This window comes from Brevundimonas sp. UBA7534, assembly GCF_002479325.1.
Taxonomy (GTDB): Bacteria; Pseudomonadota; Alphaproteobacteria; order Caulobacterales; family Caulobacteraceae; genus Brevundimonas.
In genome coordinates this window covers 301-23,416 of sequence record NZ_DLMO01000069.1, presented here as the reverse complement: position 1 = coordinate 23,416, position 23,116 = coordinate 301, and the positions used below count along the sequence as shown (strand labels likewise).

At 69.6% G+C, this 23,116-nt stretch carries 26 protein-coding genes and 1 tRNA gene; 17 read left to right on the top strand and 10 right to left on the bottom strand.

Features of this window, described 5'->3' with window-relative positions:
- The first annotated feature begins 193 nt into the window (after window positions 1-193).
- The 3 genes from B2U11_RS05370 to B2U11_RS05360 all read left to right on the top strand — a co-directional run bounded on the left by B2U11_RS05370 (window position 194) and on the right by B2U11_RS05360 (window position 1,233).
- On the top strand, window positions 194-538 hold the full coding sequence (locus B2U11_RS05370) for a DUF883 family protein (protein ID WP_249751650.1): 345 nt from the start codon (window positions 194-196) through the stop codon (window positions 536-538).
- 26 nt (window positions 539-564) lie between these two features.
- Entirely contained in the window at window positions 565-945 is a 381-nt protein-coding gene (locus B2U11_RS05365) for a hypothetical protein (RefSeq protein ID WP_292070428.1), read from the top strand.
- Window positions 946-1,056: 111 nt separating this feature from the next.
- On the top strand, window positions 1,057-1,233 hold the full coding sequence (locus B2U11_RS05360) for a DUF1328 domain-containing protein (RefSeq protein ID WP_249751652.1): 177 nt from the start codon (window positions 1,057-1,059) through the stop codon (window positions 1,231-1,233).
- Window positions 1,234-1,309: 76 nt separating this feature from the next.
- Here B2U11_RS05360 and B2U11_RS05355 read toward each other — a convergent pair whose 3' ends face one another.
- Window positions 1,310-2,161 (bottom strand): metallophosphoesterase family protein, encoded by an 852-nt coding sequence (locus tag B2U11_RS05355; protein WP_292070425.1) that lies wholly within the window; start codon window positions 2,159-2,161, stop codon window positions 1,310-1,312.
- Entirely contained in the window at window positions 2,161-3,099 is a 939-nt protein-coding gene (locus B2U11_RS05350; RefSeq protein ID WP_292070424.1) for a diacylglycerol/lipid kinase family protein, read from the bottom strand. Before B2U11_RS05350 ends, B2U11_RS05355 begins: the two co-directional genes overlap by 1 nt.
- A gap of 156 nt (window positions 3,100-3,255) precedes the next feature.
- On the opposite strand from B2U11_RS05350, the gene B2U11_RS05345 reads away from it, so the two are divergent.
- Window positions 3,256-3,597: a glycine zipper domain-containing protein gene (locus B2U11_RS05345; protein ID WP_292070423.1), complete on the top strand. Its 342-nt coding sequence runs from the start codon at window positions 3,256-3,258 to the stop codon at window positions 3,595-3,597.
- Window positions 3,598-3,690: 93 nt separating this feature from the next.
- The gene (locus B2U11_RS05340; RefSeq protein WP_292070421.1) at window positions 3,691-4,128 is read left to right on the top strand and encodes an OmpA family protein; all 438 of its coding nucleotides are present in this window, start codon (window positions 3,691-3,693) and stop codon (window positions 4,126-4,128) included.
- Between the two features lie 11 nt (window positions 4,129-4,139).
- Here B2U11_RS05340 and greA read toward each other — a convergent pair whose 3' ends face one another.
- Window positions 4,140-4,622, bottom strand: coding sequence for a transcription elongation factor GreA (gene greA, locus B2U11_RS05335; RefSeq protein ID WP_292070438.1), 483 nt, complete (start codon window positions 4,620-4,622; stop codon window positions 4,140-4,142).
- A 64-nt stretch (window positions 4,623-4,686) separates the two neighbouring features.
- Between greA and B2U11_RS05330 the strand changes: the two genes are divergently transcribed.
- Together B2U11_RS05330 and B2U11_RS05325 are read left to right on the top strand one after the other, a co-directional pair.
- Complete coding sequence (locus B2U11_RS05330; protein WP_292070419.1) at window positions 4,687-5,928, top strand: TIGR03862 family flavoprotein; 1,242 nt, start codon at window positions 4,687-4,689, stop codon at window positions 5,926-5,928.
- 31 nt (window positions 5,929-5,959) lie between these two features.
- Window positions 5,960-7,633 carry a M28 family metallopeptidase gene (locus B2U11_RS05325; RefSeq protein WP_292070418.1) on the top strand — a complete coding sequence of 558 codons (1,674 nt, stop codon included), beginning with the start codon at window positions 5,960-5,962 and terminating at the stop codon, window positions 7,631-7,633.
- On the opposite strand, the gene B2U11_RS05320 is transcribed toward B2U11_RS05325, so the two are convergent.
- Together B2U11_RS05320 and B2U11_RS05315 are read right to left on the bottom strand one after the other, a co-directional pair.
- Window positions 7,630-8,958, bottom strand: a complete 1,329-nt coding sequence (locus B2U11_RS05320) for an FAD/NAD(P)-binding protein (protein ID WP_292070416.1) — start codon at window positions 8,956-8,958, stop codon at window positions 7,630-7,632. The genes B2U11_RS05325 and B2U11_RS05320 overlap by 4 nt on opposite strands.
- Window positions 8,959-9,019: 61 nt before the next feature.
- Window positions 9,020-9,892 (bottom strand): WecB/TagA/CpsF family glycosyltransferase, encoded by an 873-nt coding sequence (locus B2U11_RS05315; protein WP_292070414.1) that lies wholly within the window; start codon window positions 9,890-9,892, stop codon window positions 9,020-9,022.
- A 189-nt stretch (window positions 9,893-10,081) separates the two neighbouring features.
- On the opposite strand from B2U11_RS05315, the gene B2U11_RS05310 reads away from it, so the two are divergent.
- The 9 genes from B2U11_RS05310 (at window position 10,082) to rimM (ending at window position 17,568) form a co-directional block, all read left to right on the top strand.
- Window positions 10,082-10,168: transfer RNA gene (locus B2U11_RS05310), tRNA-Leu, on the top strand.
- Window positions 10,169-10,324: 156 nt separating this feature from the next.
- Window positions 10,325-10,939: a ribonuclease D gene (locus B2U11_RS05305; protein WP_292070413.1), complete on the top strand. Its 615-nt coding sequence runs from the start codon at window positions 10,325-10,327 to the stop codon at window positions 10,937-10,939.
- A gap of 9 nt (window positions 10,940-10,948) precedes the next feature.
- Window positions 10,949-11,608: an LPS export ABC transporter periplasmic protein LptC gene (gene lptC / locus B2U11_RS05300; protein WP_292070410.1), complete on the top strand. Its 660-nt coding sequence runs from the start codon at window positions 10,949-10,951 to the stop codon at window positions 11,606-11,608.
- Window positions 11,605-12,099, top strand: coding sequence for an LptA/OstA family protein (locus tag B2U11_RS05295; RefSeq protein WP_292070409.1), 495 nt, complete (start codon window positions 11,605-11,607; stop codon window positions 12,097-12,099). Before lptC ends, B2U11_RS05295 begins: the two co-directional genes overlap by 4 nt.
- Before the next feature lie 25 nt (window positions 12,100-12,124).
- On the top strand, window positions 12,125-12,916 hold the full coding sequence (lptB, locus tag B2U11_RS05290) for an LPS export ABC transporter ATP-binding protein (protein WP_292070407.1): 792 nt from the start codon (window positions 12,125-12,127) through the stop codon (window positions 12,914-12,916).
- Window positions 12,917-13,055: 139 nt separating this feature from the next.
- Window positions 13,056-14,441: a S41 family peptidase gene (locus B2U11_RS05285; protein WP_292070406.1), complete on the top strand. Its 1,386-nt coding sequence runs from the start codon at window positions 13,056-13,058 to the stop codon at window positions 14,439-14,441.
- 404 nt (window positions 14,442-14,845) lie between these two features.
- Entirely contained in the window at window positions 14,846-16,372 is a 1,527-nt protein-coding gene (gene ffh / locus B2U11_RS05280) for a signal recognition particle protein (RefSeq protein WP_292070405.1), read from the top strand.
- A gap of 23 nt (window positions 16,373-16,395) precedes the next feature.
- A complete protein-coding gene (gene rpsP / locus B2U11_RS05275; protein ID WP_292070403.1) occupies window positions 16,396-16,938 on the top strand; it encodes a 30S ribosomal protein S16 in 543 nt (180 codons plus the stop codon).
- Between the two features lie 102 nt (window positions 16,939-17,040).
- A complete protein-coding gene (gene rimM / locus B2U11_RS05270) occupies window positions 17,041-17,568 on the top strand; it encodes a ribosome maturation factor RimM (RefSeq protein WP_292070401.1) in 528 nt (175 codons plus the stop codon).
- A 4-nt stretch (window positions 17,569-17,572) separates the two neighbouring features.
- Here the strand turns inward: rimM and B2U11_RS05265 are convergent, their stop codons facing one another.
- Together B2U11_RS05265 and obgE are read right to left on the bottom strand one after the other, a co-directional pair.
- Window positions 17,573-18,460 carry a hypothetical protein gene (locus tag B2U11_RS05265; RefSeq protein WP_292070400.1) on the bottom strand — a complete coding sequence of 296 codons (888 nt, stop codon included), beginning with the start codon at window positions 18,458-18,460 and terminating at the stop codon, window positions 17,573-17,575.
- Window positions 18,461-18,536: 76 nt separating this feature from the next.
- Window positions 18,537-19,583: a GTPase ObgE gene (obgE, locus tag B2U11_RS05260; protein ID WP_292070399.1), complete on the bottom strand. Its 1,047-nt coding sequence runs from the start codon at window positions 19,581-19,583 to the stop codon at window positions 18,537-18,539.
- 86 nt (window positions 19,584-19,669) lie between these two features.
- On the opposite strand from obgE, the gene B2U11_RS05255 reads away from it, so the two are divergent.
- The gene (locus tag B2U11_RS05255; protein WP_292070398.1) at window positions 19,670-20,044 is read left to right on the top strand and encodes a hypothetical protein; all 375 of its coding nucleotides are present in this window, start codon (window positions 19,670-19,672) and stop codon (window positions 20,042-20,044) included.
- Here B2U11_RS05255 and galU read toward each other — a convergent pair.
- The 3 genes from galU to phnE form a co-directional block, all read right to left on the bottom strand.
- Complete coding sequence (gene galU, locus B2U11_RS05250; RefSeq protein ID WP_414632935.1) at window positions 20,041-20,934, bottom strand: UTP--glucose-1-phosphate uridylyltransferase GalU; 894 nt, start codon at window positions 20,932-20,934, stop codon at window positions 20,041-20,043. The two genes, B2U11_RS05255 and galU, sit on opposite strands and share 4 nt — an antisense overlap.
- A 65-nt stretch (window positions 20,935-20,999) precedes the next feature.
- Window positions 21,000-22,067, bottom strand: a complete 1,068-nt coding sequence (locus tag B2U11_RS05245; protein WP_292070396.1) for a substrate-binding domain-containing protein — start codon at window positions 22,065-22,067, stop codon at window positions 21,000-21,002.
- Window positions 22,068-22,168: 101 nt separating this feature from the next.
- Window positions 22,169-23,059 carry a phosphonate ABC transporter, permease protein PhnE gene (phnE, locus tag B2U11_RS05240; protein ID WP_292070394.1) on the bottom strand — a complete coding sequence of 297 codons (891 nt, stop codon included), beginning with the start codon at window positions 23,057-23,059 and terminating at the stop codon, window positions 22,169-22,171.
- Window positions 23,060-23,116 lie beyond the last annotated feature (57 nt).

Here is a 23,116-nt window from a genome sequence, read left to right as displayed (position 1 = left end):
CATCGCCGACGATCGGCAGCGACGGGGTTGGGCTGGGCGGGAAAAGCCATTGGGTCATGCGCGCTTTCTAGATCGACGCCTCGCCGCTGGCGAGCCTGCGCTTATGTTGCGGCGCGGGAACCTTGACCACGCGGTGGCGTTGGCTATCGGGGTTCCCTATTCTAATGCAAAGCTTGTGAACGGAGCGCGCATCATGGCCACCACCAAGGCTCGAGAAGACATCAAGAACGATCTGAAGACCCTCAAGGAGGATCTTAAGGCCGGTGCTCGCGAGGAAACGCAGCGCCTGCGCGAGAAGGCCTCCGAGGCCGAGACCCGCCTGCGCGCCAAGAGCGACGAAGTGCGCGAGCAGGCTCGCGGCTACTACGAACAGGCTCGCGTGCGCGGGCGCGAGTATTACGACGACGCCGCCGAGCGTCTTGACGAGGCCCAGCGTTATGTCGTCGAGCGGGTTCAGGAGCGTCCGCTGCAGTCTACGGCCATCGCGCTCGGCGTCGGCATGGTGCTGGGCATGTTGCTGGCCGGCCGCCGCCGCTGATGTTCAGGGGGCTCATCAAGCGTTTGGTGGCGACCGCCGTGGTCGCCGCCAGCGCCTTCCTTGCCGTGGTCTTTATGGGCCTCGCCATCTTCTATGCACTCAGCCTGGCCATGACGCCCCTGGGCGCCGCGGCGGCGACTTTCGGCCTGTTCGCCCTTGTCGCCCTCGTGACCGCCCTTGTCTTCCTGCGCGGCGACAACCGCGACGAGGAGGACGAGGACGATGAGCCTGAAGGCTTGCTGGGCAAGGTCATGCACATCGTGCGCGACCGCCCGGTCATCGGCGCTGTTGGCGGCCTGGGCGCCCTGTTCCTGCTGCTTCGCAATCCGGCGCTTGCCGCCATCGTGGCCAGCATGGTGACAGAGCGAAAGCTCGACGAGCGTGGGTATCGTCGTCGGCGTCGATAGAATTTAGCCGGTTCATGTTCTGGAACGGGCCTCAAGCGGGAGCGTTGTTCTGCAGAGGGAAGGGAAACCGTCCCGACCTTGTCAAAACAACAACTTCAGGAGGACCGGGCCATGATTCGTTGGGCCATTATTTTCCTGGTCGTGGCTTTGGTCGCGGCTGTTCTCGGCTTCGGCGGGATCGCGAACTTCTCGTTCGAGATCGCCAAATTCATCGCCGTGGTCGCCATCATCCTTTTCGTCATCGCCTTGGTGGCTGGCGGACTTCGCGGACGCGGCACGCGGATATAGAGCGCGTCGCCTGAAGACCCTTGAAGGGCCGGAGCTGAACTCCGGCCCTTTTCTCATGCCTCGGCGAGAGCGTGGATCAGACCGCCGCCTTCTCGCGCTCGCCCGGATGTTGCGGATCCGGCGCCGTGGCGGCCTTTCGCGTGTCCTGACGGCGCGGCAGTCGCCAGACCTGGTGCGAGCTGAACCGTTCGCCGTCCCACGCAAGGGCCGTGACCGTGATGGTCTTGGCGTCCCAATCGATCTGATTGAATCCCGGCGGCGATCCGCGCTCGCGATGCGACAACGTCCCGCATCCGACCGCATAGGAGCATTTGTCGGCCAAGGGGATGGGCATGGCGAACGGCACGTGGACGTGACCGGTCATGATCAGATCCACGCCCGCCTCGGCGAAGATCAGCGCCGCCTCGTCGCCGCGCTTGACGTCGCCGGTCATCGGCGTGCCGATCATCTCGATCAGCGGATGGTGACAGGCCAGAACTCTCAGCGCCCCGATCGGCGCCTGTCGCAGGGCCTCGGCCGCGCGTCGGGTCTGGTCCAGGTCGATGACGCCCTTGGACCAGTTGGGCCGGGCCTGGAAGCCGCGCGCGGTCACCACGCCGCGCACCATCACCGCGTCGTCGCAGAACTGCCCGTCGTGGGCGGGGAAACCCGTCGCCGTCTCGAACGCCCGCCACGGGTGGAACACCCGGGCCACCGCGTCCCAATAGGGCACGTCGTGATTGCCCACGATGACGAAGCGCGGCTCGGGCATGGCGCGCATCCAGTCGCGCGCGGCGGCGAACTCGGCTGGATAGCCCTTCTGGGTGATGTCGCCGGTGATCAGCACCAGATCGTTGGGGGTGGCGTGGGCGTAGTCCAGGGCGGCGGCGACGGCGCGCTTGTGTTCGCAACCGAAATGAATGTCTGAAAACTGGAGGATGCGCCCCATCAGACGCTGTCCTCGGCGGCGGGCGGCTTGGGCGTCAGGGCGCGAAAGGCCTTTGGCGCGAACCGGACCGTGGCTTCGGACTTCAGGCGGATGGTCTCGCCGTCGATGACGGCGGGGATGCGCGAGCGGGCCCAGGCGTCGATGCGCCGCGCGGGTTGAGTCGAGACGGAGGGATCGTGCCGCCAGTCGGTGAACAGCGCCGTCGCCGCCAATCGGAACGCCTGCATGGCGTCCAGCGGGTCCATTGCCGCCGCCTCCAGACCGACCGGTTCTTCCAGGGCGCGCGAGATCATCGGGCTGATGAGCACCAGGGCTTCGGTGCGGCGCTTGCGCCCGCCGTCCAGGCTGAAACGCAGTCGGCCGCTGAAGGCCCGCTTCAACGCCAGGCGCGCATGACCGACGGCCTGGCGCAGCTTGCCCGTGCGGATGGCCTCGCGCGCCGGCGCCCAGAGCGCGGGCGCGCCCAGGATGGCGGCGCAGTAGAAATATTCGCCCGCGACCTCGCCGCCCGAGACGAACTGCGGCTCGCCCTCCTCCAGCGCGCGCCTCAAGGCCTCCTTCCAGTCCGTCGTGCCGTATAGCGCCTTGGGCAGCATGTTCATCGTGCCGCCCGGCAGCGGCGCGATCATTGGACCATTCGGCTTGGCGCGCGAGGCGACCGCCCGCGCGGTGCCGTCGCCAGCCAGCACGAAGATGACATCAGGCTTCTCGGCGAAAGCGTCGGCGATGATGGCGTCGAAGTCGCCTTCCAGAACCACCACCCGCGCCTCGAGCTGATAATCGGCCAGGATCGCCTCGGCCTCACCCGCCGCTCGCGGGCCGACGCTTCCGGACAACGGATTGACCAGCATCACGGCGCGCCGCAGCGGCGTGTGCGGCGTCAGCTCTCCCTTCGGCCCGGCGGCGGCATCCCGTTCGGTCGCAATCGTATCGCTCATGTGCGCCGCAACGCTTCGCACCTGCGGCCGTTCCGACCGAGGTTCAAGAAAGCTTCGCCATATATCAGCCTTGGCGGCGTGGTCGCTGGGAACCGTCAAGCCCGGGCCACGTTCTCGTGGTCAGGGCGAACCAACAGAGTTTCGAGGAGAGACATCATGAAAATGGCGATTATCGCGATCGCGGGAGCCGGTCTGCTGGCTTCGGCCTGCGCCAGCGACCCGTACGGCAACAGCAACCAGACCGTCCGTCAGGGCGCCATCGGCGCCGGCTTGGGCGCGGTGGCCGGCGCCATTGTCGGCAACAACGTCGGCGGCGGCAACGCGGCCACCGGCGCACTGATCGGCGGCGCGCTCGGCGGCGCGGCGGGCGCGATCCGCGGCTCGGCCCAAGATCGCAACAACCAGCAGCGCTACCGCGACAGCCAGGGCCGGTACTACTACTGCTACGATAACCGTCAGGACGAGTGCTACTGGGATAACGGCCAGCGCCGTTACTGATCCCGGTCGACGCGCCTGACGGCGTCGAAAGACAGGATTTGGGCGGCTCGTCGAACGACGGGCCGCCTTTTTCATGATCCAGGAGGCGGGCTTATGAGAGCGATGGCGGCGGGGATGATCGGCGTGGCGCTGGTGGCGGCGGGCTGCGCAAGCGGACCCAGCCGGGACGACCTGGTGCAGAGGACCGACTGCGCGCCGGTCCGCTTCGACATCTACTTCGCCAACGACCAGGCGAGCCTGACCCCCATGGCGCGCGAGGCGATCCGGCTGGGCGCGCAACAGGTGGCGGGTTGCGCCATCGACCGGGTGCGAGTGCTGGGCCTGGCGGACGCGCAAGGCGCGGCCACGGCCAATCTGAACCTGTCGGAGCGGCGCGCACAAACCGTCACAGCGGCGCTGGAGGCGGACGGTCTGCCGGTCCCGACCTTCGAGGTCCAGGCCGCCGGCGCGGCCGGCGCGACGACGGCGCAGGGCGCCAACGCCCCGATGCGCCGACGCACCGAGGTGCTGATCGAAGCGCGACCTCGCTAGCCAGGCGAACGTCAGGCCGACACGGCCACGACGGCGACGACGCCGCCCGCAACTGTCGTCTCGTCGTCCACACGCTTGCCCAGCAGGGCCTGGGCCAGGGGCGAGACATAGCTGATGCTGCCTTGGGCGGGATCGGCCTCGTCCTCGCCCACGATGCGCCAAGTCTGGACGCGGCCGTCCTCCCGCTCAATCGTCACCGCCCCGCCGAAGCGCACGACGCCGTCGTCGGCGCCGGGCGCAACCAGCTGCGCCGAAGCGCGCCGGGCCGACCAATAACGCAGGTCCCGCGTCGCCCGCGCCATCGACGTGCGGTCGCTTTCGATCGAGCCCTGGACTTGGGCGGCGGTGTAGGCGGCGCGCGCGGCGGCAAGTTCGGCCTCGATCAGGGCCAGACCCTGCTCCGTCACCAGATTGGGATGGGACGAGATCGGCCGATCGGCCAGGTCGGCCGCCGTGGCTTCAAGATCTTCTTCTCGGGTAAAGGCGACGCTCATGGAGCGGAACATAGCGCGCGCCGCCCCTATGGCCAGCGGGGCCGTGAACGGGCAAAGCGGGGCGATGCGAGCGGACACCCCCCAGATCGTCGTCATCGGCGCCGGCCCGGCCGGGCTGATGGCGGCCGAACGCCTGGCCGCCAGCGGCCTGACGGTCGCCGTGCACGAGCGGATGCCCTCGGTCGCGCGCAAATTCCTGATGGCCGGCCGGGGCGGGCTGAACCTGACCCACTCAGAGCGTGCCGAGGCCTTCCTGAACCGCTACGGCGAGGCCCGCGCGTCGGTCGCGCCCTGGCTGGAGGCCTTTTCTCCGGCCGATCTGGTCGCCTGGGCCGAGGGGATGGGCCAGTCGACGTTCGTGGGCACCAGCGGTCGGGTCTTTCCCCGGGCACTGAAGGCCTCGCCCCTGCTGCGGGCCTGGCTGGCGCGGCTGTCCGACCTGGGGGTGACGATCCACACCCGATCGACCTGGCGGGGCTGGCAGGGCGGCGCCCTGGTGTTCGACACGCCCGAGGGCGAAAAGCGCGAACGGCCCGAGGCGACCCTGCTGGCCCTGGGCGGCGCCAGTTGGCCCCGCTTGGGATCGGACGGGGCCTGGACGCCCTGGCTCGAGACGGCGGGCGTGGCCCTGTCGCCCTTTCGTCCAGCCAACGTCGGCGCCGATATCGCCTGGTCGCCGATGCTGCGCGAGCGGTTCGCCGGCGCTCCGCTGAAGGGGATCGCCCTGCGCCACGGACAGGCGACCGTGCGGGGCGAGGCGGTGATCGCGGACTATGGGCTGGAAGGCGGAGCGATCTACGCCCTGTCAGCGGCGATCCGCGAAGCGACGGCGCGCGAGGGCCGCGCCGTCCTGACCCTGGACCTGAAACCTGACACGCCCCTGGATCGGCTGGCCGCACGGCTCGCGGCCCAGCCGGTCAAGGCCAGCCTGTCCAACCGCCTGCGCAAGGCGGCGGCCCTGACCCCTGCGGCCGCCGCCCTGCTGCGAGAGGCCGGGCCGCTGCCCGACGCGCCCGAGGCGCTGGCCGCCCGGATCAAGGGTCTGGTCCTGACGGCGACCGGCGTGCAGGGGCTGGAGCGGGCCATATCCTCGGCCGGCGGGGTGGCGTGGGAGGCGGTCGACGACCGCCTGATGCTGAAGGCCCGACCCGGCGTCTTCGTCGCCGGCGAGATGCTGGACTGGGAGGCGCCGACCGGCGGCTATCTGCTGCAGGCCAGCTTCGCCTCGGGCGTCGCCGCCGCGGCGGGCCTGCGCGACTGGCTGGCGGGTGCGGTCGACACGACGGCCGCGACGGTTCAGGGTTAAGACCACGTTCGCCTGCCCGGAGACCTTCTTCATGCGCCGTCTGCTGTCCGCCGTGTCCATCCTCGCCCTGTCGCTGTCCTGCAATGCGGCTTTCGCCCAGAGCGCCGCACAGGATCCGGGCCAGGACTCCGGCCTTGCGGCCATCGACGCGGAGCGGATGAACCAGGCGGTGCGCGTCCTGGCGTCGGACGAGTTCGAGGGGCGCGGCCCCGTCTCGGCGGGCGAGGAAAAGACCGTCGAATGGCTGGCCGAACAGTTCCGCGCGGCGGGGGCCGAGGGCGGCGGGCCGGACGGCTCCTTCTTCCAGACGGCCCAGTTGTCGCGCACGCGCCAGGACGGCCCGGCGACCGTGACCGCCTCGGCCGGCGGTCGGACCCTGACCTTCGAACGCGGGCCGGACGTCCTGGTCTCCAGCGACCGGCCGACCAATCACATCACCGTCACCGACGCCCCGATCGTCTTCGTTGGCTACGGCGCGACGGCGCCCGAGCGTCAGTGGGACGACTTCAAGGACGTGGACGTGCGCGGCAAGGTGATCGTGGTCCTGGTCAACGACCCGGATTTCGAGGCGGCCGACGGCGATCCGGTGGCCGGCAAGTTCGACGGCCAGGCCATGACCTTCTACGGCCGCTGGACCTACAAGTTCCAGGAGGCGGGCCGACGCGGCGCCGCCGGCGTGCTGGTGGTGCACGAGACGGCCGGGGCCGGCTATCCTTGGTCGGTGCTGCAGAATTCCTCGGCGGCGCCCAAGTTCGACATCGTGCGGGCGAACCCCGACGCCGAACGGGCACCCTTCCAGGGCTGGATCCAGCGGGCCAAGGCGGAAGAGCTGTTCAGCGCCGCCGGCCTGGACTTCGTCGCCCTGAAGGACGCCGCGCGCCGCGCCGACTTCCGCCCGGTCGAACTGTCGGGCGCGACGATGAGCGTCGACTTCGGCCAGATCGCCGACCGGGTGCAGACGCGCAACGTCCTGGCGCGCATCCCCGGCGCCGAGCACCCGGACGAGACGGTGATGTATGGCGCCCACTGGGATGGCTACGGCGTGGGCACGCCGGAGGCGTCGGGCGACAATATCTATAACGCCGCGGTGGACAATGCGACGGGGGTGGCCGCCCTGCTGGAGCTGGCCCACGCCTTTAACGCCGGCCCGCGGCCCAAGCGGTCGATCGTCTTCGCCGCCTGGTCGGGCGAGGAGGCGGGCCTGCTGGGCTCGACCTACTACGCCGCCAATCCGGTCTGGCCGCTGGAAAAGACGGTCGCCAACATCAACGTCGACAGCCTGTTGCCGGGGACCGAGATCGACCCGAACGTGGTCGTCATCGGCAAGGGCAAGAACCAGCTGGACGCCGTGCTGGAACGCCATGCGAGCGCCACGGGCCGCACCCTGATCGCCGATCCGGCGCCCCAGGCCGGCGCCTTCTATCGCTCGGACCACTTCCCCCTGGCGATCCAGGGCGTGCCGGCCCTGTTCCCCGCCGCCGGCTTCACCGGCGCCAGCGCCGCCAGCCGGGACTATGTGGAGAACCGCTATCACCAGCCGTCCGATGAATGGGACGAGACCTGGCGCATGGATGCGGCCGCCGCCGACGTGGCCCTGATCTACGCCGTGGGCCGCGACCTGGCCGATTCCGACGCCTGGCCGGAATGGAACGCCGACGCCGAATTCGCCGGCGCCCGCGCCGCCTCGGCCGCCGAACGCCGCTAAGCCGCCAGATCGCGCGCGACCGCGCCAGCCAGGTCCAGCGCCTGGCCGCGCAGGTCCGGCACGGCCGTGATCTCCCAATAGGCGCCGCGCGTCAGCGGGCCGATGGCGTAGAGGCCCGGCGTGGCGCCCTTCCGGCCGATCAGGCCGCCGATGTCGTCCACCCGCGCGCCCAGGCCCAGCGGGTCGGGGACGGCCAGCCCTTGGGCCAGCAGATCGACGATCAGCGGCTCGGCGCTGCGGCCGATCTCGCCCAGGGGACCCGTGCAGTTGATCACCAGGTCGAAACGGCCGCGAATGGCCCGGCGCCGCCCACGCGGGCGCCAGGCCGCATGCACCCCGTCCGCCTTCAGTCCCGCAGAGACCAGCTTGCCGGCCTGAATGGAAAGTTCGCCCGAGGCGATCATGCCGTCGATCTGGCGCGCGGCGCCCGGCGACAGCCGATGGCGGTGCACGTCCCACAGCGGCCGCAGATGGCGCAGGAAGCGGCCGCGCTGGGCCGGCGTCCAGCCGCGCCACAGCGGCCGGGCCTGGTGGCGCAGTCGGTCGAACACCGCGCGCCAGTCGTGATCGCGGGTCGCGGCCCGAACCTGAGCCAGGATCGCCGCCGGATCGCCCGCGAAGTCTCCCCCGAACGGTGCGGGCGCCGCCGAGGCGTGGGCGCGGGGCAGAAGGCCGTGGCGCGACAGGGCGGTGAATCGCCGCGCCGGGCGCCGCAGCGCCAGGGCGCAGTCCACCATCGTCAGCCCGGCCCCGATCAGCAGGATGTCGCGCGCCGTCTCCACCTCGACCGGGTCCAGGCGCCAGGGGTTCTCGACATAGGCGCCCGAGGCCCTGAGGTCCGGATCGGCGCCGTTCAGGGCGGCCGGCTCCAGATTGCCCAGGGCCAGGATCACCGCGTCGGCTTCCAGCGGCGACGCGCCCTCGACGTCCAGCCGCCAGCGGTCGCCGACCCGGCGGATCGCCCGCGCCTCGCCGGAGACCAGGGCCAGCCGTTCCGGGGCCTCACGCACCGCCTCCTCCAGCAGGCCCCGCAGATAACGGCCGTAGGTTCCTCGCGTGATGAAGCCGTCCTGCGCCTCCCAGCGGGGCTGGTCCGCCAGCCAGTCGGCCAGGTGGCGGGGCCGGTCTGGAAGGGCGCTCATATTGTCCAGCCGCACGTTCAGCAGATGCGTCGGATTGCCGGTGTCATAGGCCGCGCCGACGCCGAAGAGCGGGCGGCGCTCGATCAGGCTGACCCGCGCGCGCGGCGACAGGCGCAGCAGGTGGATGGCGCTGAGCAGGCCGCTGAAGCCGGCCCCGACGATGGCGATGTGCGGTTCGGTCATCGGCGTCTCCGTAAGGGAGGGTCGATCATTCGCCGCAAAACTCTAGTGTACAAGTAGGTTTTTAGTGGCGGCGGCCTTCAGCCACGCTGTCGCCGCGTCGTCTGCGGGCCGTGCGCAGGTCGTCGAGGGCGGCAGGGACCAGGCTCCACGGCTCGATGCAGTAGCGCACGAACAGGCGCCGGGGATCGCGCATCAGGCGATAGGCCCACTCCAGCCCCACGCGCCCGGTCCATCGCGGCGCGGCGGCCTGGACGCCCGCCTCGTAGTCGAAGGCCGCGCCGACCGACAGGATGGCGCAGTCGGGCAGCCGCTGCAGGTTGCGGACGATCCATTCCTCCTGGCGGGGCATTCCCATGCCGACGAACAGGACGTGGGGGCGGAAGGCGGCCACTTCGGCCAGGACCGCCGCATTTTCCGCCGAGCCGGGCGTCGCGTCGAAATAACCGTGGTGGGTGCGGATGTTGGCCTGGGGATAGCGCTGGCCCAGGCGCCGCGCCGCCGTCTCGCCCACGCCCGGCGCCCCGCCCACGGCCATGACCCGCCAGCCCTCGCGGTCGGCCAGACTCCAGAAGCGATCGCGCCAGTCCAGATAGGTGCAGCGGTGAAACGGCCGCGCGCTGAGCCCCAGAATCCGCGCGAACCACAGCAGGGGCCGCGAATCCACCTGGACCAGGTCGGCGGCGGCGTAGAAGGCGCGCATCTCAGGCGTCTTCCGCACCAGGTGAAGGCTGTGCAGATTGTGGTTGGCGATCACGGTGCGGCGGCCCTCGCGCACGCAGCGGGCCAGGTGCAACAGGACCTCTTCGGGCCGCACCAGGTCGACCGCCTGGCCCAGCAGGCGCACGCGCTCGTCGTCCCGCCGGGCCTGGCGAAAGGCCGGGCGGGCGCGGGCGCGGCGGTCGTCCGCCGGGGTCTGGATCAGGGAATCCGCCATGGCCGCAGCCTGCGCCCCCTCCCTTCAAGGCGACGTTAGCGAACAGGCCTAACACGCCTTAGCCACGCCGGATCGGCCCCTTGTCACGGAAAGCGAAAAAAGCGCCAAAAGGTCTGTTGACCCCGCCGATGCTCTGCCTTAGAGGTCCGCGCCTTCCCGATGGAAACGCCGCAAGGCGAGACCGACGGGGCCCAGATGGCGGAATTGGTAGACGCGCTGGCTTCAGGTGCCAGTGGCTTAACGGCCGTGGAGGTTCGAGTCCTCTTCTGGGCACCATCTTTCGAACGGCGCCGCATCCCGGATGCGGCGCCGTTCTTGGTTTCGGGCCTATCGCATCGCGCGCGGCGCGATGCGGCGTGAGGCGCTTGTTTCCGGCCTATCGCGCCACGCGCGGCGTGGCGCTGCTTGAGGCCGGCGTGTAAGAACCTGCGCATGACCGTCTATCTGCATCAGGGCGACTTGCCCGACGACCTGGACCTGGGGCCCGAGGTCGCCGTCGATTCCGAGACCATGGGCCTGCGCTTCGGGCGAGACCCGCTGTGCGTGGTCCAGCTGTCGGCCGGCGACGGAAACGCCCACGTCGTGCGCCTGAACCGCCCGGCCTACGACTGCCCGAACCTGAAGCGGCTGCTGGCCGATCCGCAGGTGCTCAAGATCTTCCATTTCGGCCGGTTCGACATCGGCATGTTCCAGCTGCATCTCGGCATCGAGACGCGGCCGGTCTACTGCACCAAGATCGCCTCCAAACTGGCGCGCACCTACACCGATCGGCACGGGCTGAAGGACGTGGTGCGCGAGACCGTGGGCGTCGATCTGTCGAAGGCGCAGCAGTCGTCCGATTGGGGCGCGCCCGAACTGACCCAGGCGCAGTTGGACTACGCCGCGTCCGACGTCCTGTACCTGCACGCCGCGAAGGCGCGGCTGGACCAGATGCTGGCCCGCGAGGGCCGCACGCAGCTGGCGGCCAAGTGTTTCGACTTCCTGCCGACCCGTTCGGCGCTCGACCTCGCCGGCTGGGACGAGGTCGACATCTTCGCCCACAGCTAGGGCCGCCCCGTGACGGACCCGCGAGACACCCCCGCCACCCGCGCCGACGAGGCCCGCGTCGCCCAGGAGGGCCGGCGCTGGCGCGCCCACTCGCGTCGGGTGCGGCTGTATCGCCGGGTGTTGCCGATCATCATGCTGGTGCTGGCGGGCGGGGCCCTTACCTGGACCGTGTTCCGCACCGTCATGTCGGGGGTGGAGCGGCGCGCCACCCAGGGCCAGGAGGTCCGCCTGGACAATCCGATGTTCCACGGCCAGGACGCGCAGGGACGCTCTTTCGTCATCGGCGCCCAGGGCGCGGTGCGCGACGGAACCACCGGCCATTTCCGCCTGATCGGCCCGGCGCTGAAGTTGAACTTGGGCGGGCGTAAGGTGACGGAGATGACGGCCGACGGCGGAACCTACAACGAGGCGGCCCGCACCGTGACCATCGGCCCGAATGTGCGGATTTCCGACGGCGGCTCGGGCTTCGTCCTGACGACGCCCGAGGCGGTGGTCGACACCCGCACCGGGATCATCACCGGTTCAAAGGGCGTTCAGGGAGCCGGCCCTATTGGAACCATCAACGCTTCGTCCTATGCGATCTACGATCAGGGCCAGCGGGTGGTTTTCAACGGCCAGGGCGATAACAAGATAAGGGGGACGATAAATCCCTCCGGATCAGGCGGATGACGGCGATGAAGATGAAGATGCTGGCGGCGGCGACCGCCCTGACCGTCCTGGTCCTGCCGAGCGTGGGCGACGCCCAGTCGAACCGGACCTCGAACCAGCCGATCGCCTTCGGCGCGGATTCGGGCGAACAGACCGCCGAGACCATCTCCCTGCGCGGCCGGGCCGAGGTGACGCAAGGCGACAACCGCCTGCGCGCCGACGCCATCACCCTGTACCGCGACGCCTCGGGTGACCCGGACCGGGTGGAGGCGACCGGAACCGTCTATTTCGTGACCCCGACCCAGTCGATGCGCGGCGACCGCGCCGTCTATTCCCTCGACGGCGGCGAAGTGGTGGTGACCGGCAACGTCGTCCTGACCCAGGGCCGGAACGTCCTGACGGGCGGCCGCCTGACCTACAACGTCAACACCGACGCCGCGACCATGGCCGGCGCCCCGCGCGGGTCGGCCGGCAACCGCATCCAGGGCGTCTTCTATCCCAACGGCAACTGAGGCCTTTCGGCCGGACTGAGCAGATTTGGCGCGCAAGGAACTCTCCGCCCTGAACCGTGACGAACCGGCCGCCGCGCCGGAGGTCGAGGCCGCGCCCGCCGACAAGGGCCTGCGGGTGCGCAACATCGCCCGCGCCTTCGGCCAGCGGCAGGTGGTGCGCGACGTCTCCCTGACGGTCCAGCGCGGCGAGGTCGCGGGCCTGCTGGGCCCCAACGGGGCGGGCAAGACCACCTGCTTCTACATGATCACCGGCCTGATCCCGCCGGACGCCGGCTCGATCTGGCTGGACGGCGAGGACATCACCGCCCAACCCATGTACCAGCGCGCGCGCATGGGCCTGGGCTATCTGGCGCAGGAAGCCTCGATCTTCCGCGGCATGACGGTCGAGCAGAACATCCGCGCGGTGGTCGAACTGAACTCGCCCAAGGCCAGCATCGAGGCCGAGACATCGCGCCTGCTGGGCGAACTGCACATCGAGCATCTGCGCCACGCCCCGGCGACGGGCCTGTCAGGCGGGGAACGGCGCCGGGTCGAGATCGCGCGCGCCCTGGCGGGACGTCCGTCCTTCATGCTGCTGGACGAACCCTTCGCCGGCATCGACCCCCTGGCCATCGCCGACATCCGCTCGGTCATCCGCTATCTGGCCGGCCAGGGCATCGGCGTGCTGATCACCGACCACAATGTGCGCGAGACGCTGGAGATCACCGACCGGGTGTCGATCATCTCGGCCGGGTCTGTGCTGTTCGAAGGCACGGCGGACGAGGCCATCCACGACCCCGAGGTCCGGCGCGTCTATCTGGGCGAAATGTACGGCTGATCGCGCGTGCGCCCTTCCCCTGCCGGCCTGACGCTGATTTTATCGGGCGGACGCCGCGTCGCCACGATTTGGTCGTGTCTGCGGGGCCTGTGATCGAAGCCGGGCGCCTTCCATGATCGGGCCCACCGAAAGAGACCGAATGCGTAAACTGCTCCTCGTCGGCTGCGCCGCCCTCGCCCTCGGCGGTTCCGCCGCCGCCGTCGCCAGCCAGACCCCGCGCAACGAAACCTTCCGCATGCTGGAGCTGTTCGGCGACGTGGTGGGCATCGTCGAGCGGCTGTACGTCGTGCCGGTCGACAACAAGAAGCTGATCGAGGCGGCGCTGAGCGGCATGATGACCGCGCTGGATCCGCATTCGAACTATCTGCCGCCCGACAGCTATGGCGATCTGCAGGAGCGGACCACCGGCCAGTATTCCGGCGTCGGCCTGACCATCACCTCCGAGGGCGGCCTGGTGAAGGTCATCTCGCCGATGGACGAGAGCCCCGCAGCCCGCGCCGGCGTCCAGGCCGGCGACGTCATCAGCGCCATTGACGGCCAGAACGCGGCGGGCCTGACCGTCAGCCAGGTGTCGGAAAAGCTGCGCGGCGAGGTCGGCACCAGCGTCAAGGTCACCTTCCTGCGCGACGGCGAGGACCCGCTGGAAGTCGTGCTGACCCGCGAGGTCATCAAGGTCCAGTCGGTCACGGGCCGGGTCGAGGGCGACTTCGGCTATCTGCGCGTCTCGACCTTCAACGAGAACACCGGCCGCGAGCTGACCGAGGCCATCGACAAGATCAAGGCCGAGAAGCCGGGCGTGAAGGGCTATGTCCTGGACCTGCGCAACAACGGCGGCGGCCTGCTGACGGCGGCCATCGACGTGTCCGACGCCTTCCTGGAACGCGGCGAGATCGTCAGCCAGCGCGGCCGCAAGCCCGAGCAGATCGAACGCTATTCCGCCAAGGCCGGCGACCTGACCGGCGGCCTGCCGGTGGTGGTGCTGATCAACTACGGCTCGGCCTCGGCGTCCGAGATCGTCGCCGGCGCCCTGAAGGATCACCAACGGGCGACCGTGGTGGGCCTGACCAGCTTCGGCAAGGGGTCGGTGCAGACGGTGATCCCGCTGCGCCAGGGGCAGGACGGCGCCCTGTCGATCACCACGGCGCGCTACTACACGCCGTCCGGCGCCTCGATCCAGAAGATCGGCATCGAGCCGGATTACGAGGTGGCCCGGTCGGCGGCCGAGGCGCGCATCGTCTCACGCTCCAGCTTCATCTATTCCGAGGCGGCTTACGCCACCGCGCTGGACGCCTCCATCGGCGCCGAACGCAAGGGCGCCCACACCCCGCGCGAAGCGCCGGGCGAGGACTACGACAAGGACAAGGACTATCAGCTGGAACGCGCGCTCGACGTGCTGCGCGCCGGCGGGGACCTGTCGAAGCTGAGCGCGCCGCCGGAAGGGATCGTGGTGACGGAGCCCGGATCGGAGCCCAAGCCGGATGCGACGCCGGCGGACGAGCCGGAGACGCCGGACGAGCAGGAATAGGGATCGCCGTCGTGCTCGACGCCTCGGCCTGACTTTTCCTTTTCGTCATCCTCTGGCAAGCCGCGTCTTCGCGGCGCAGACCGGGGGATCCAGCGGCGCGCGGGAGCGCGAACCGGTCGCGAGCACATAAGCCTGACGTCGGCGCCGAAGAACCATTTCGCCTTCGGCGCCGCTGGGTCCCCCGATCTCGCTGCGCTCGCCGGAGGATGACGAAAGGGGAGAGTCGACATTCCTCCGCTTTTCCTTCATAAGCCGCCGCTTCCGACGCAAGTGAACCTCGCGTCTCCACCCACACGACCCCCGATGTGTCGGGACGAGGTGGGCGAGAACCCCCTGTCGACGTGATCGTCCACAGGGGCCGTTGTCGTATGGAGCCGCTTCGCCTGCGCTGACTGAGGTAGTGAATGTTCGAGGCTCTGAACGAGCGGCTGACAGGCGTCTTCGACCGGATCACCGGGCGCGGCGCCCTGTCCGAAAAGGATGTCGCCGAGGCGATGCGCGAAGTGCGCGTGGCCCTGCTGGAGGCCGACGTCGCTTTGCCGGTCGTCAAGGAATTCATCGCCTTCGCCACCGAGCGCGCGACCGGCGAAGAGGTCATCCGTTCGGTCAAGCCGGCCGATCAGGTGGTCAAGATCGTCTATGACGGCCTGATCGAGATGCTGGGCGGCGAAGAGCCGGTCCCGCTGAACACCAACGCCAATCCGCCCGCCGTGGTGCTGATGGCCGGCCTGCAGGGCTCGGGCAAGACCACGACTTCGGCCAAGCTGGCGCTGCGCCTGACCAAGTTCGATCGCAAGAAGGTCATGATGGCCTCGCTGGACACGCGTCGTCCGGCCGCGATGGAACAGCTGGCCACGCTCGGCAAGCAGATCGACGTCGCGACCCTGCCGATCGTGGCGGGCGAGAGCGCGGTGCAGATCACCCGCCGAGCGCTGCAGTCAGCCAAGCTTCAGGGCTTCGACGTCCTGATCCTGGACACCGCCGGCCGCATCACCCTGGACGAAGGGCTGATGAATGAGGTGGCCGAGGTCGCCGACATCGCCAAGCCCGTCGAGACCCTGCTGGTCGCCGACAGCCTGACCGGCCAGGACGCCGTGCGCACGGCGTCCGCCTTCCATGAGCGGCTGCCGCTGACCGGCCTGGTCCTGACCCGCGCCGACGGCGATGGGCGCGGGGGCGCCATGCTGTCGATGCGGGCCGTCACCGGCCTGCCGATCAAATATCTGGGCGCCGGCGAAAAGGTCGATGCGCTGGACGTGTTCGACGCCCGCCGCGTCGCTGGCCGCATCCTGGGTCAGGGGGACATCGTCGCCCTGGTCGAAAAGGCCGCTCAGGACCTGGACCAGGCCAAGGCCGAGAAGATGGCCAGGAAGCTGGCCAAGGGTCAGTTCGACCTGGACGACTTGGCCGGCCAGCTTCAGCAGATGAAGCGGATGGGCGGCCTTCAGGGCATCATGGGCATGCTGCCCGGCGTGGCCAAGATGAAGGGCCAGATGGCCGAGAGCGGCATCGACGACCGCATGATCCTGCGCCAGGAAGCCATCATCTCCTCGATGACCAAGGCCGAGCGCAAGAAGCCGGACCTGCTGAACGCGTCGCGCAAGAAGCGCATCGCCGCCGGCGCCGGCGTCGAGGTCCAGGATGTAAACCGGGTCCTGAAGCAGCACCGCCAGATGGCCGACGTGGTCAAGTCGATGGCGCGCGGCGGACCCAAGAAGATGCAGCAGATGGCCGCCATGCTGGGCGGTCTCGGCGGCGGCGGCGGGCCGGACATGGCGCGCCTCAAGGCCTTGGGCGGCGGCAAGACGCCGGAACCCAGCGCCGACGAACTGAAGGCCATTCAGGACCGCCTGGCGGGACTGGGCGGCGGTCAACTTCCGAACCTGCCGGGGGGGCTTCCGGGCCTGCCGGGCTTCCCCAAGAAAAACTGATCTGATCTAGAAAGAGACTGACAATGCTGAAGATTCGTCTGGCCCGCGGCGGCGCCAAGAAGCGCCCCTACTACCACATCGTCATCGCCGACTCGCACTCGCCGCGCGACGGCAAGTTCATCGAGAAGGTCGGCAGCTACAACCCGATGCTGCCCAAGGACGGCGAGACCCCGCGCGTCGCCCTGAAGGTCGAGCGCATCGCCGAATGGCTGGGCAAGGGCGCCCAGCCGACCGACCGCGTCGCCCGCTTCCTGTCGCAGGACGAGACCCTGGGCCAGAAGGTGAAGTGGACCCAGTCCAACAACCCGAACAAGGCTCAGCCCGGCAAGAAGGCGCAAGAGCGCGCCGCCGAGCGCGCCCAGCGCGAAGCCGATCGTCTGGAAGCCGAAGCCGCCGCCAAGGCCGAAGCCGCCGAAGCCGCCGCCAAGGCCAAGGAAGAAGCCGAAGCCGCCAAGAACGCCCCGGCCGCTGAAGAGGCCCCGGCCGAGGAAGCTCCGGCCGCTGAAGCCGCTGCTGAAGAAACCCCGGCCGCCGAAGAAGCGACCGAGGAAAAGGCCGAAGGCTAAGCCCTCCGCCGTTCCGGCTCCGGCCGGATCGGAACATCGGAAAGCAGCGTCCTCGCGGGCGCTGCTTTTCTGTTATGGGGCGACCATGAGAGAGGGCGACGCATGACCAAGGACGGCAGACTTATCCTCGTGGGCCAGGTCGGTGGCGGCTTCGGCGTCAGGGGCGAGGTGCGGGTAACCGCCTTCACCGCCGATCCGCTGGCGTTGACGGCCTATGGACCCCTGCTGCGGGCCGACGGCTCGGTGGGCCTGACCCTGACCTCAGCGCGACCGGACAAGAACGGCGTCGTCGGCCGAGCCAAGGAAATCGCCACCAAGGAAGAGGCCGACGCCCTGCGCGGCCTGAAGCTGCACGTGCCGCGCGATCGTTTTCCCGAGCCCGAGGAGGACGAGTTCTACCTGGCCGACCTGATTGGGCTTCAGGCCCGGGACGCCGATGACGCGGTGATCGGCACGGTCAAGGCGGTGCAGAATTTCGGCGCCGACGACATGCTGGAGATCGCGCCCGCGGCGGGCGGGCCGACCTGGTATCTGCCCTTCACCCGCGACGCCGTGCCCGACATCCGCATGGCCGACGGCTGGCTGCGGGCCTTGAGGCCGGTCGAGGTCGGCGAGCGCGAGCCGGACTGAGCCGTCAGAAGAAGGTGGCGTCGTCCTGCTTCTTCGGCTGCGGCGCCGCGCGGGGTTGCGCGGGCGGCGTCTGCGAGCCGCGGGGCGGCGTGGTGGTCGCCGGCCCGACTCCAGGCGGTTGCGTCGCCGGGGAAGCCGGGGCGGCCTCGCCGGGCGCGGGCTGCGGGGCGCCGGTCACGTCGGGATAGGCCATCGGCGACGCGCCCTCAGAGTCCGCCACCGGCGCGGCGCCGGGATCGCCGACCCGGTCAGGCGCGCCCAGATCGTCGCGCACGAAGGGCCAGGCGCGGGCCTCGGCGCAGGCGCAGGCCTTGAGGAAGCCCTGAGCGTCGCGCCACAGCACAAGCGGATGGGCCATGGCGACGCCCGACGGCGCCAGCAGCTCGGTCAGTCGCGCATCGAAGCGGCGGGCGGCCTCGACCACGGCCTCGCGCGCCAGATCGCCGTCGGCCGGCGGCACTCCCTGCGCGGTCCAGCTGCGCGGGGGCGTCGAGGTCCAGCGCTGGAACAGCCGCCAGTCGCGCGTCAGCCACAGCTCGGCCACCGTGGACCGTTCGGCGGCGGTCGACTGCGGCGCGCCCTCGCGGTCTGGCCGGGCGAAGACGATGAAGCGCGGCTCGGCCCCGCCGGCGCGCAGGCGCGGGGCCTCCTCGCGCAGATATCGGTCCAAGGCCGCGCTGTCGCGCCAGCCGACGACATAGACCGGCTGCCCGCCCGCGCCATCGGACACCCAAGACGACTGGTCGAGCAGCTGCTGAATCTCGGCCTGGTTCTGCGTCACCGTGACCGGCTGGAACCGGGCGAAGAAGTTCCAGTACGTCCAGTATCCCACGCCCATCAGGATCAGGGCGGTGATCGCCGTCAGGATCGACCAGATCAGAACACGCCGCATCGAAACGCCTCCCCCAGCTTCGCTGTACGCGCATCCTAACGCACGAAGTGGCGATTCCGTTGTCGGCCCCCGTGACTCAGGGCTGCCAGCCGGTCGTCTGGGCGACCTCGCTGTCGTCGGCCAGGGCGCGGCGCGTCTTCTTGACCTCGGCCCAGGCGGCGCGCAGCAGTTCGGGCACGCCCTCGCCGGAGACGCCGGAAACCAGCATCGGGCGGCGGCCGGCGACGGCCTCCAGCTGGTCGGCCTTCTCCTCGCGCATCTCGGGGGTCAGGGCGTCGATCTTGTTCAGCGCCAGGATCTCGGCCTTGTCGGCCAGGCCTTCGCCATAGGCCTCCAGCTCGCCGCGAATGATGCGATAGGCCTCGACCACATCGTCCTGGGTCCCGTCGATCAGGTGGATCAGGCTGGCCGAGCGCTCGACATGGCCCAGGAAGCGCGTTCCCAGGCCGGCGCCCTCGCTGGCCCCCTCGATCAGGCCGGGGATGTCGGCGATGACGAACCGCTCCGACGGCGAAAGATCGACCATCCCCAGGTTCGGCGTCAGGGTGGTGAAGGGATAGTCCGCCACCTTGGGCCGCGCCGCGCTGGCGGCCGACAGGAAGGTGGACTTGCCGGCGTTGGGCAGGCCCGCCAAGCCGATGTCGGCGATCAGTTTCAGGCGCAACCAGATCCAGCGCTCCTGGCCCTCCTGGCCCGGATTGGCGTGGGTCGGCGCCTGGTTGACCGGCCCCTTGAAGTGGACATTGCCCCAGCCGCCGTTGCCGCCCTTGAGGAGCAGTTCGGCCTTGCCGGGCGTATCCATGTCCAGCAGCACCGTCTCCTTGTCCTCGTCCAGCACCTGGGTGCCGACCGGAACCTTCAGCACCACGTCCTGGCCCTTGCCGCCGTGCATCTGACGGCCTTGGCCGTGGGCGCCGGTCTGGGCCTTGAAATGCTGCTGATAGCGGTAGTCGATCAGGGTGTTCAGCCCCTCGACCGCCTCGATCCAGACGTCGCCGCCCTTGCCGCCGTCGCCGCCGTCGGGCCCGCCGTTGGGGATGAACTTCTCGCGCCGAAACGACACGGAGCCCGCGCCGCCGTTGCCCGAGCGGATGTAGATCTTGGCCTGGTCTAGGAACTTCATCGGCGGCTTATGCCAAAAGACGGCGGCCAGGGCGAGGCGCCGCTCGTTAAGACCCGATTAACCAAAGCAGCCGAGCGTTAACGCTCATGAAACCTTTGGCCTCGCCCGCCCTGGCGCGTCCGTTCGTCGAGACGCCCAAGCCCGCCGTCGCGCGCGACTGGCCGCTGCGCCCCGAAGTCGTCGTGTCCCCACGGCCGCAGCGCGCGGAGCCCCATGTCGACGCCCGCCAGACAGACGCCGCCAAGCGCCATCTGGATCAACTGGCGGCCCATCTGCGCATCCTCCAGACCGGCGGCGCGGCGAATCCGGCCATGGCGGCGATGCTGGCCTATGAGATGAAGGCGGCCCTGGGGGCTTATGCGGCCGCCGGCGCGGGCGCACCCCCTGTCGTCGGGCTGGACGGGCTGCGCCATCGACTGGAAGCGCACCTCTCGCCGCGCCGCGTCAGCGTGGTGGTCTAGAGCAGAGCCGAGATCGCCGTCCGCGCCGCCTCGCCCAGATCGGCGCGCTTCAGGGCCAGGGCGACATTGGCGCGCAGCAGGCCGATCTTGTCGCCGCAGTCGTGGGTGACGCCAGCGTATTCCACGGCCGTGAAGCTCTGGTTCGCCATCAGACGCGCCATGGCGTCGGTCAGCTGGATCTCGCCGCCTGCGCCCTTCTCCTGGGTCGCCAGCAGGTCGAAGATTTCCGGCTGCAGGATATAGCGGCCCGAGATCGACAGATTGGACGGCGCCGTGCCGGCGGCGGGCTTTTCGACCATGCCCTTCATCACGATGCGCGCGCCGTCGCGGCTGACCGGATCGACGATGCCGTATTTGTGGGTCTGGTCCTCAGGCACCGATTCCACGCCAATGATGTTGCCGCCGGTTTCGGCATAGACCTGGGCCAGCTGCTTCAGGGCGCCGGGCTGAGAATCTACGATGACGTCGGGCAGGATGACGGCGAAGGGTTCGTGGCCGATGATGTCGCGCGCGCACCAGACCGCATGGCCCAGGCCCTTAGGCTGCATCTGGCGGGTGAAGCTCATTTCCCCGGCCGTCGCCAGTTCGGCGTTCATCATGGCCAGGATGTCGGTCTTGCCCTTGGCCTCCAGCTGGGCCTCAAGCTCGATCTGATGGTCGAAATAGTCCTCGATGGCGCCCTTGGAGCGGCCGGTGACGAAGACGATGTGCTCGATGCCCGCCTCGCGCGCCTCTTCCACGATGTAGGAGAGGATGGGCCGGTCGACGACGTTGAGCAGTTCCTTGGGCGTGGTCTTGGTGCCCGGAAGGACACGAGTGCCGAGGCCCGCGACGGGCAGCACGGCCTTGCGCAGGCGCGCGGGAGTGGAAGTCATGTAAGATCCTGACAGCTGTCCCGCCCCTTCTAGCCGGTGCGGACCGGCGAAAGAAGGGGCGGGGCGGCCATCGGTTCCCGTCAGCTGGCCGGACGCTGCATCGGGGTCATGGCTTGGGCGGCGGCGCGCTGGGCGGCCAGGTCGGCTTCCGGCAGCGGGATCAGGCCGCGATCCTGCAGATAGCCGCCGCGACCGGCCGCGCCTTCCGACAGGAATTCCTGAACGAACTGCGCCAGTCCCGGCGTCACGCCGACATGGGCCTTCTTCACATAGATGTAGAGGCTGCGCGACAGCGGGTAGGAGCCGTCGGCGATGGTGTCGGCGTTCGGCTCGACGCCGTCTATGGTCTCGGCCTTCACCGTGTCCAGGTTCTGCTCGAGGAAGGAATAGCCGAACACGCCCAACGACCCCGGCGTGCGGGTCAGGGTCTGGACGATGGCGTTGTCGTTCTCGCCCGAGTCGATCCAGGCGCCGTCCTCGCGTAGGGTGTGCGCCAGGGCTTCGAAGCGATCCTTGTCGCTCTTTTCCAGGGCCGCCGCGGCCGGCACCAGCTTGGCGCCCGGCGTCATGCCCAGTTCCAGGAACGCGTCGCGCGTGCCCGAGGTGGGCGGCGGGCCATAGACCTGGATGCGCTGGTTCGGCAGGCCGGCGTTGACCTGGTTCCAGGTCTTGGCGGGATTGGCGATGAAGGTCCCGTTCGGGCCGGGCACTTCCTTGGCCAAGCCTTCATAGAGGTCGTTCAGTTCGAAGTTGAAGCCATTGCCGTTGCGGGCCGTGGCGATGACGATGCCGTCGAAGCCGATCTTGATCTCGACGATCTCGGTGACGCCGTTCTTCTGGCACAGGTCGAACTCGGACGCCTTCATCGGGCGCGAGGCGTTGGCGATGTCGGGCGTGGTGGGGCCGACGCCCTGACAGAAGGCCTGGATGCCGCCGCCGGTACCCAGACTCTCGACGCGCGGCGCGGCGCCGCCGGAAGTGCGCGCGAAGGTCTCGGCCACGCGGGTCGAGAACGGGAAGACCGTCGAGGAGCCGGCCGCCCAGATCCCCGCGCGGGCGCCGCCGCCGGCCGCGCCGCCATTGTCGCCGCAGGCCGCCAGGGCCAGCAGGGCGGCCGCCGAGGCGGCCAGTTTCAAAGTCCGGATCATCAAGGCGCTCCCTAAGCGTCGTGTTCGCGACGCTTAGAGCAGAGGATTGTGACAGTCCGCCGACCGGGTTTGTGACGGTTTATCCGTCCGTATGCGGCGCGTCAGAGCAGGCGCTTGCGCATGACCTGGGACAGGGTGTCGATCAGGGTCACGGCGACCACGATGACGATGGCGATGGCGGCCACGCGGCTGTAGTCGAAGGCCTGGATGCTTTCGAACAGGGTCTGGCCGATGCCGCCCGCGCCGATCAGGCCCAGCACGGTGGCCGCGCGGCTGTTCGATTCGAAGCGATACAGGGCGAACGAGGTCCACAGCGGCGCCACCTGCGGAAAGACGCCCCAGACGATCTCGTGCAGCTGGCCCGCGCCGGTGGCGCGCACCCCCTCGACCGGCCCCTTGTCGATCGACTCGACCGCTTCGGAGAACAGCTTGGCCAGCACCCCGCCGGTGTTCAGCGCAAGGGCCAGGACGCCGGCGAGCGGACCCAGGCCCACCGCGACGATGAACAGGGTGGCGATGACCAGGTCGGGGATCGAGCGCAGCAGATCCATCACCCGACGGACGATGAAGACCATCCAGCCGGGCGCGATGTTGCGCGACGCCATCAGGCTGAGCGGCAGGGCCAGGAAGACGGCCAGGAAGGTGCCCCACAGGGCGATCTGCACCGTCAGCCACATCTGGCCCGCCAGGCTGGCCGTCGGCTGGCTGAAGATCGCCTTGAACGAGGTCCAGAAATCCCCGGGCGGGAAGATGGCGCCCCAGTCGGGCCGCAACAGCTCGGCGCCGTAGGTCGAGATGTTCTCGGACCCCGAGAACAGCCGGCCGAAGTTCTGCATGTCGACCTTGCCGAAGCTGGCGATCAGTACGATCGCCAGGCCGCCCCAAAGCAGCACATCGAAAGCCAGGGCCGAGGCCGAGCGCTTGGGCGGATTGGGGATGGCCGTCGGGCTCACGCCCCCCTTGGCGGCCATGTCCACGCTCGCGTCGGTCAAGGCTGGACCTCGCGCTTGGCGCGAAGGGCGGCCAGCTCGCGCTCGGCGGCGGCGACG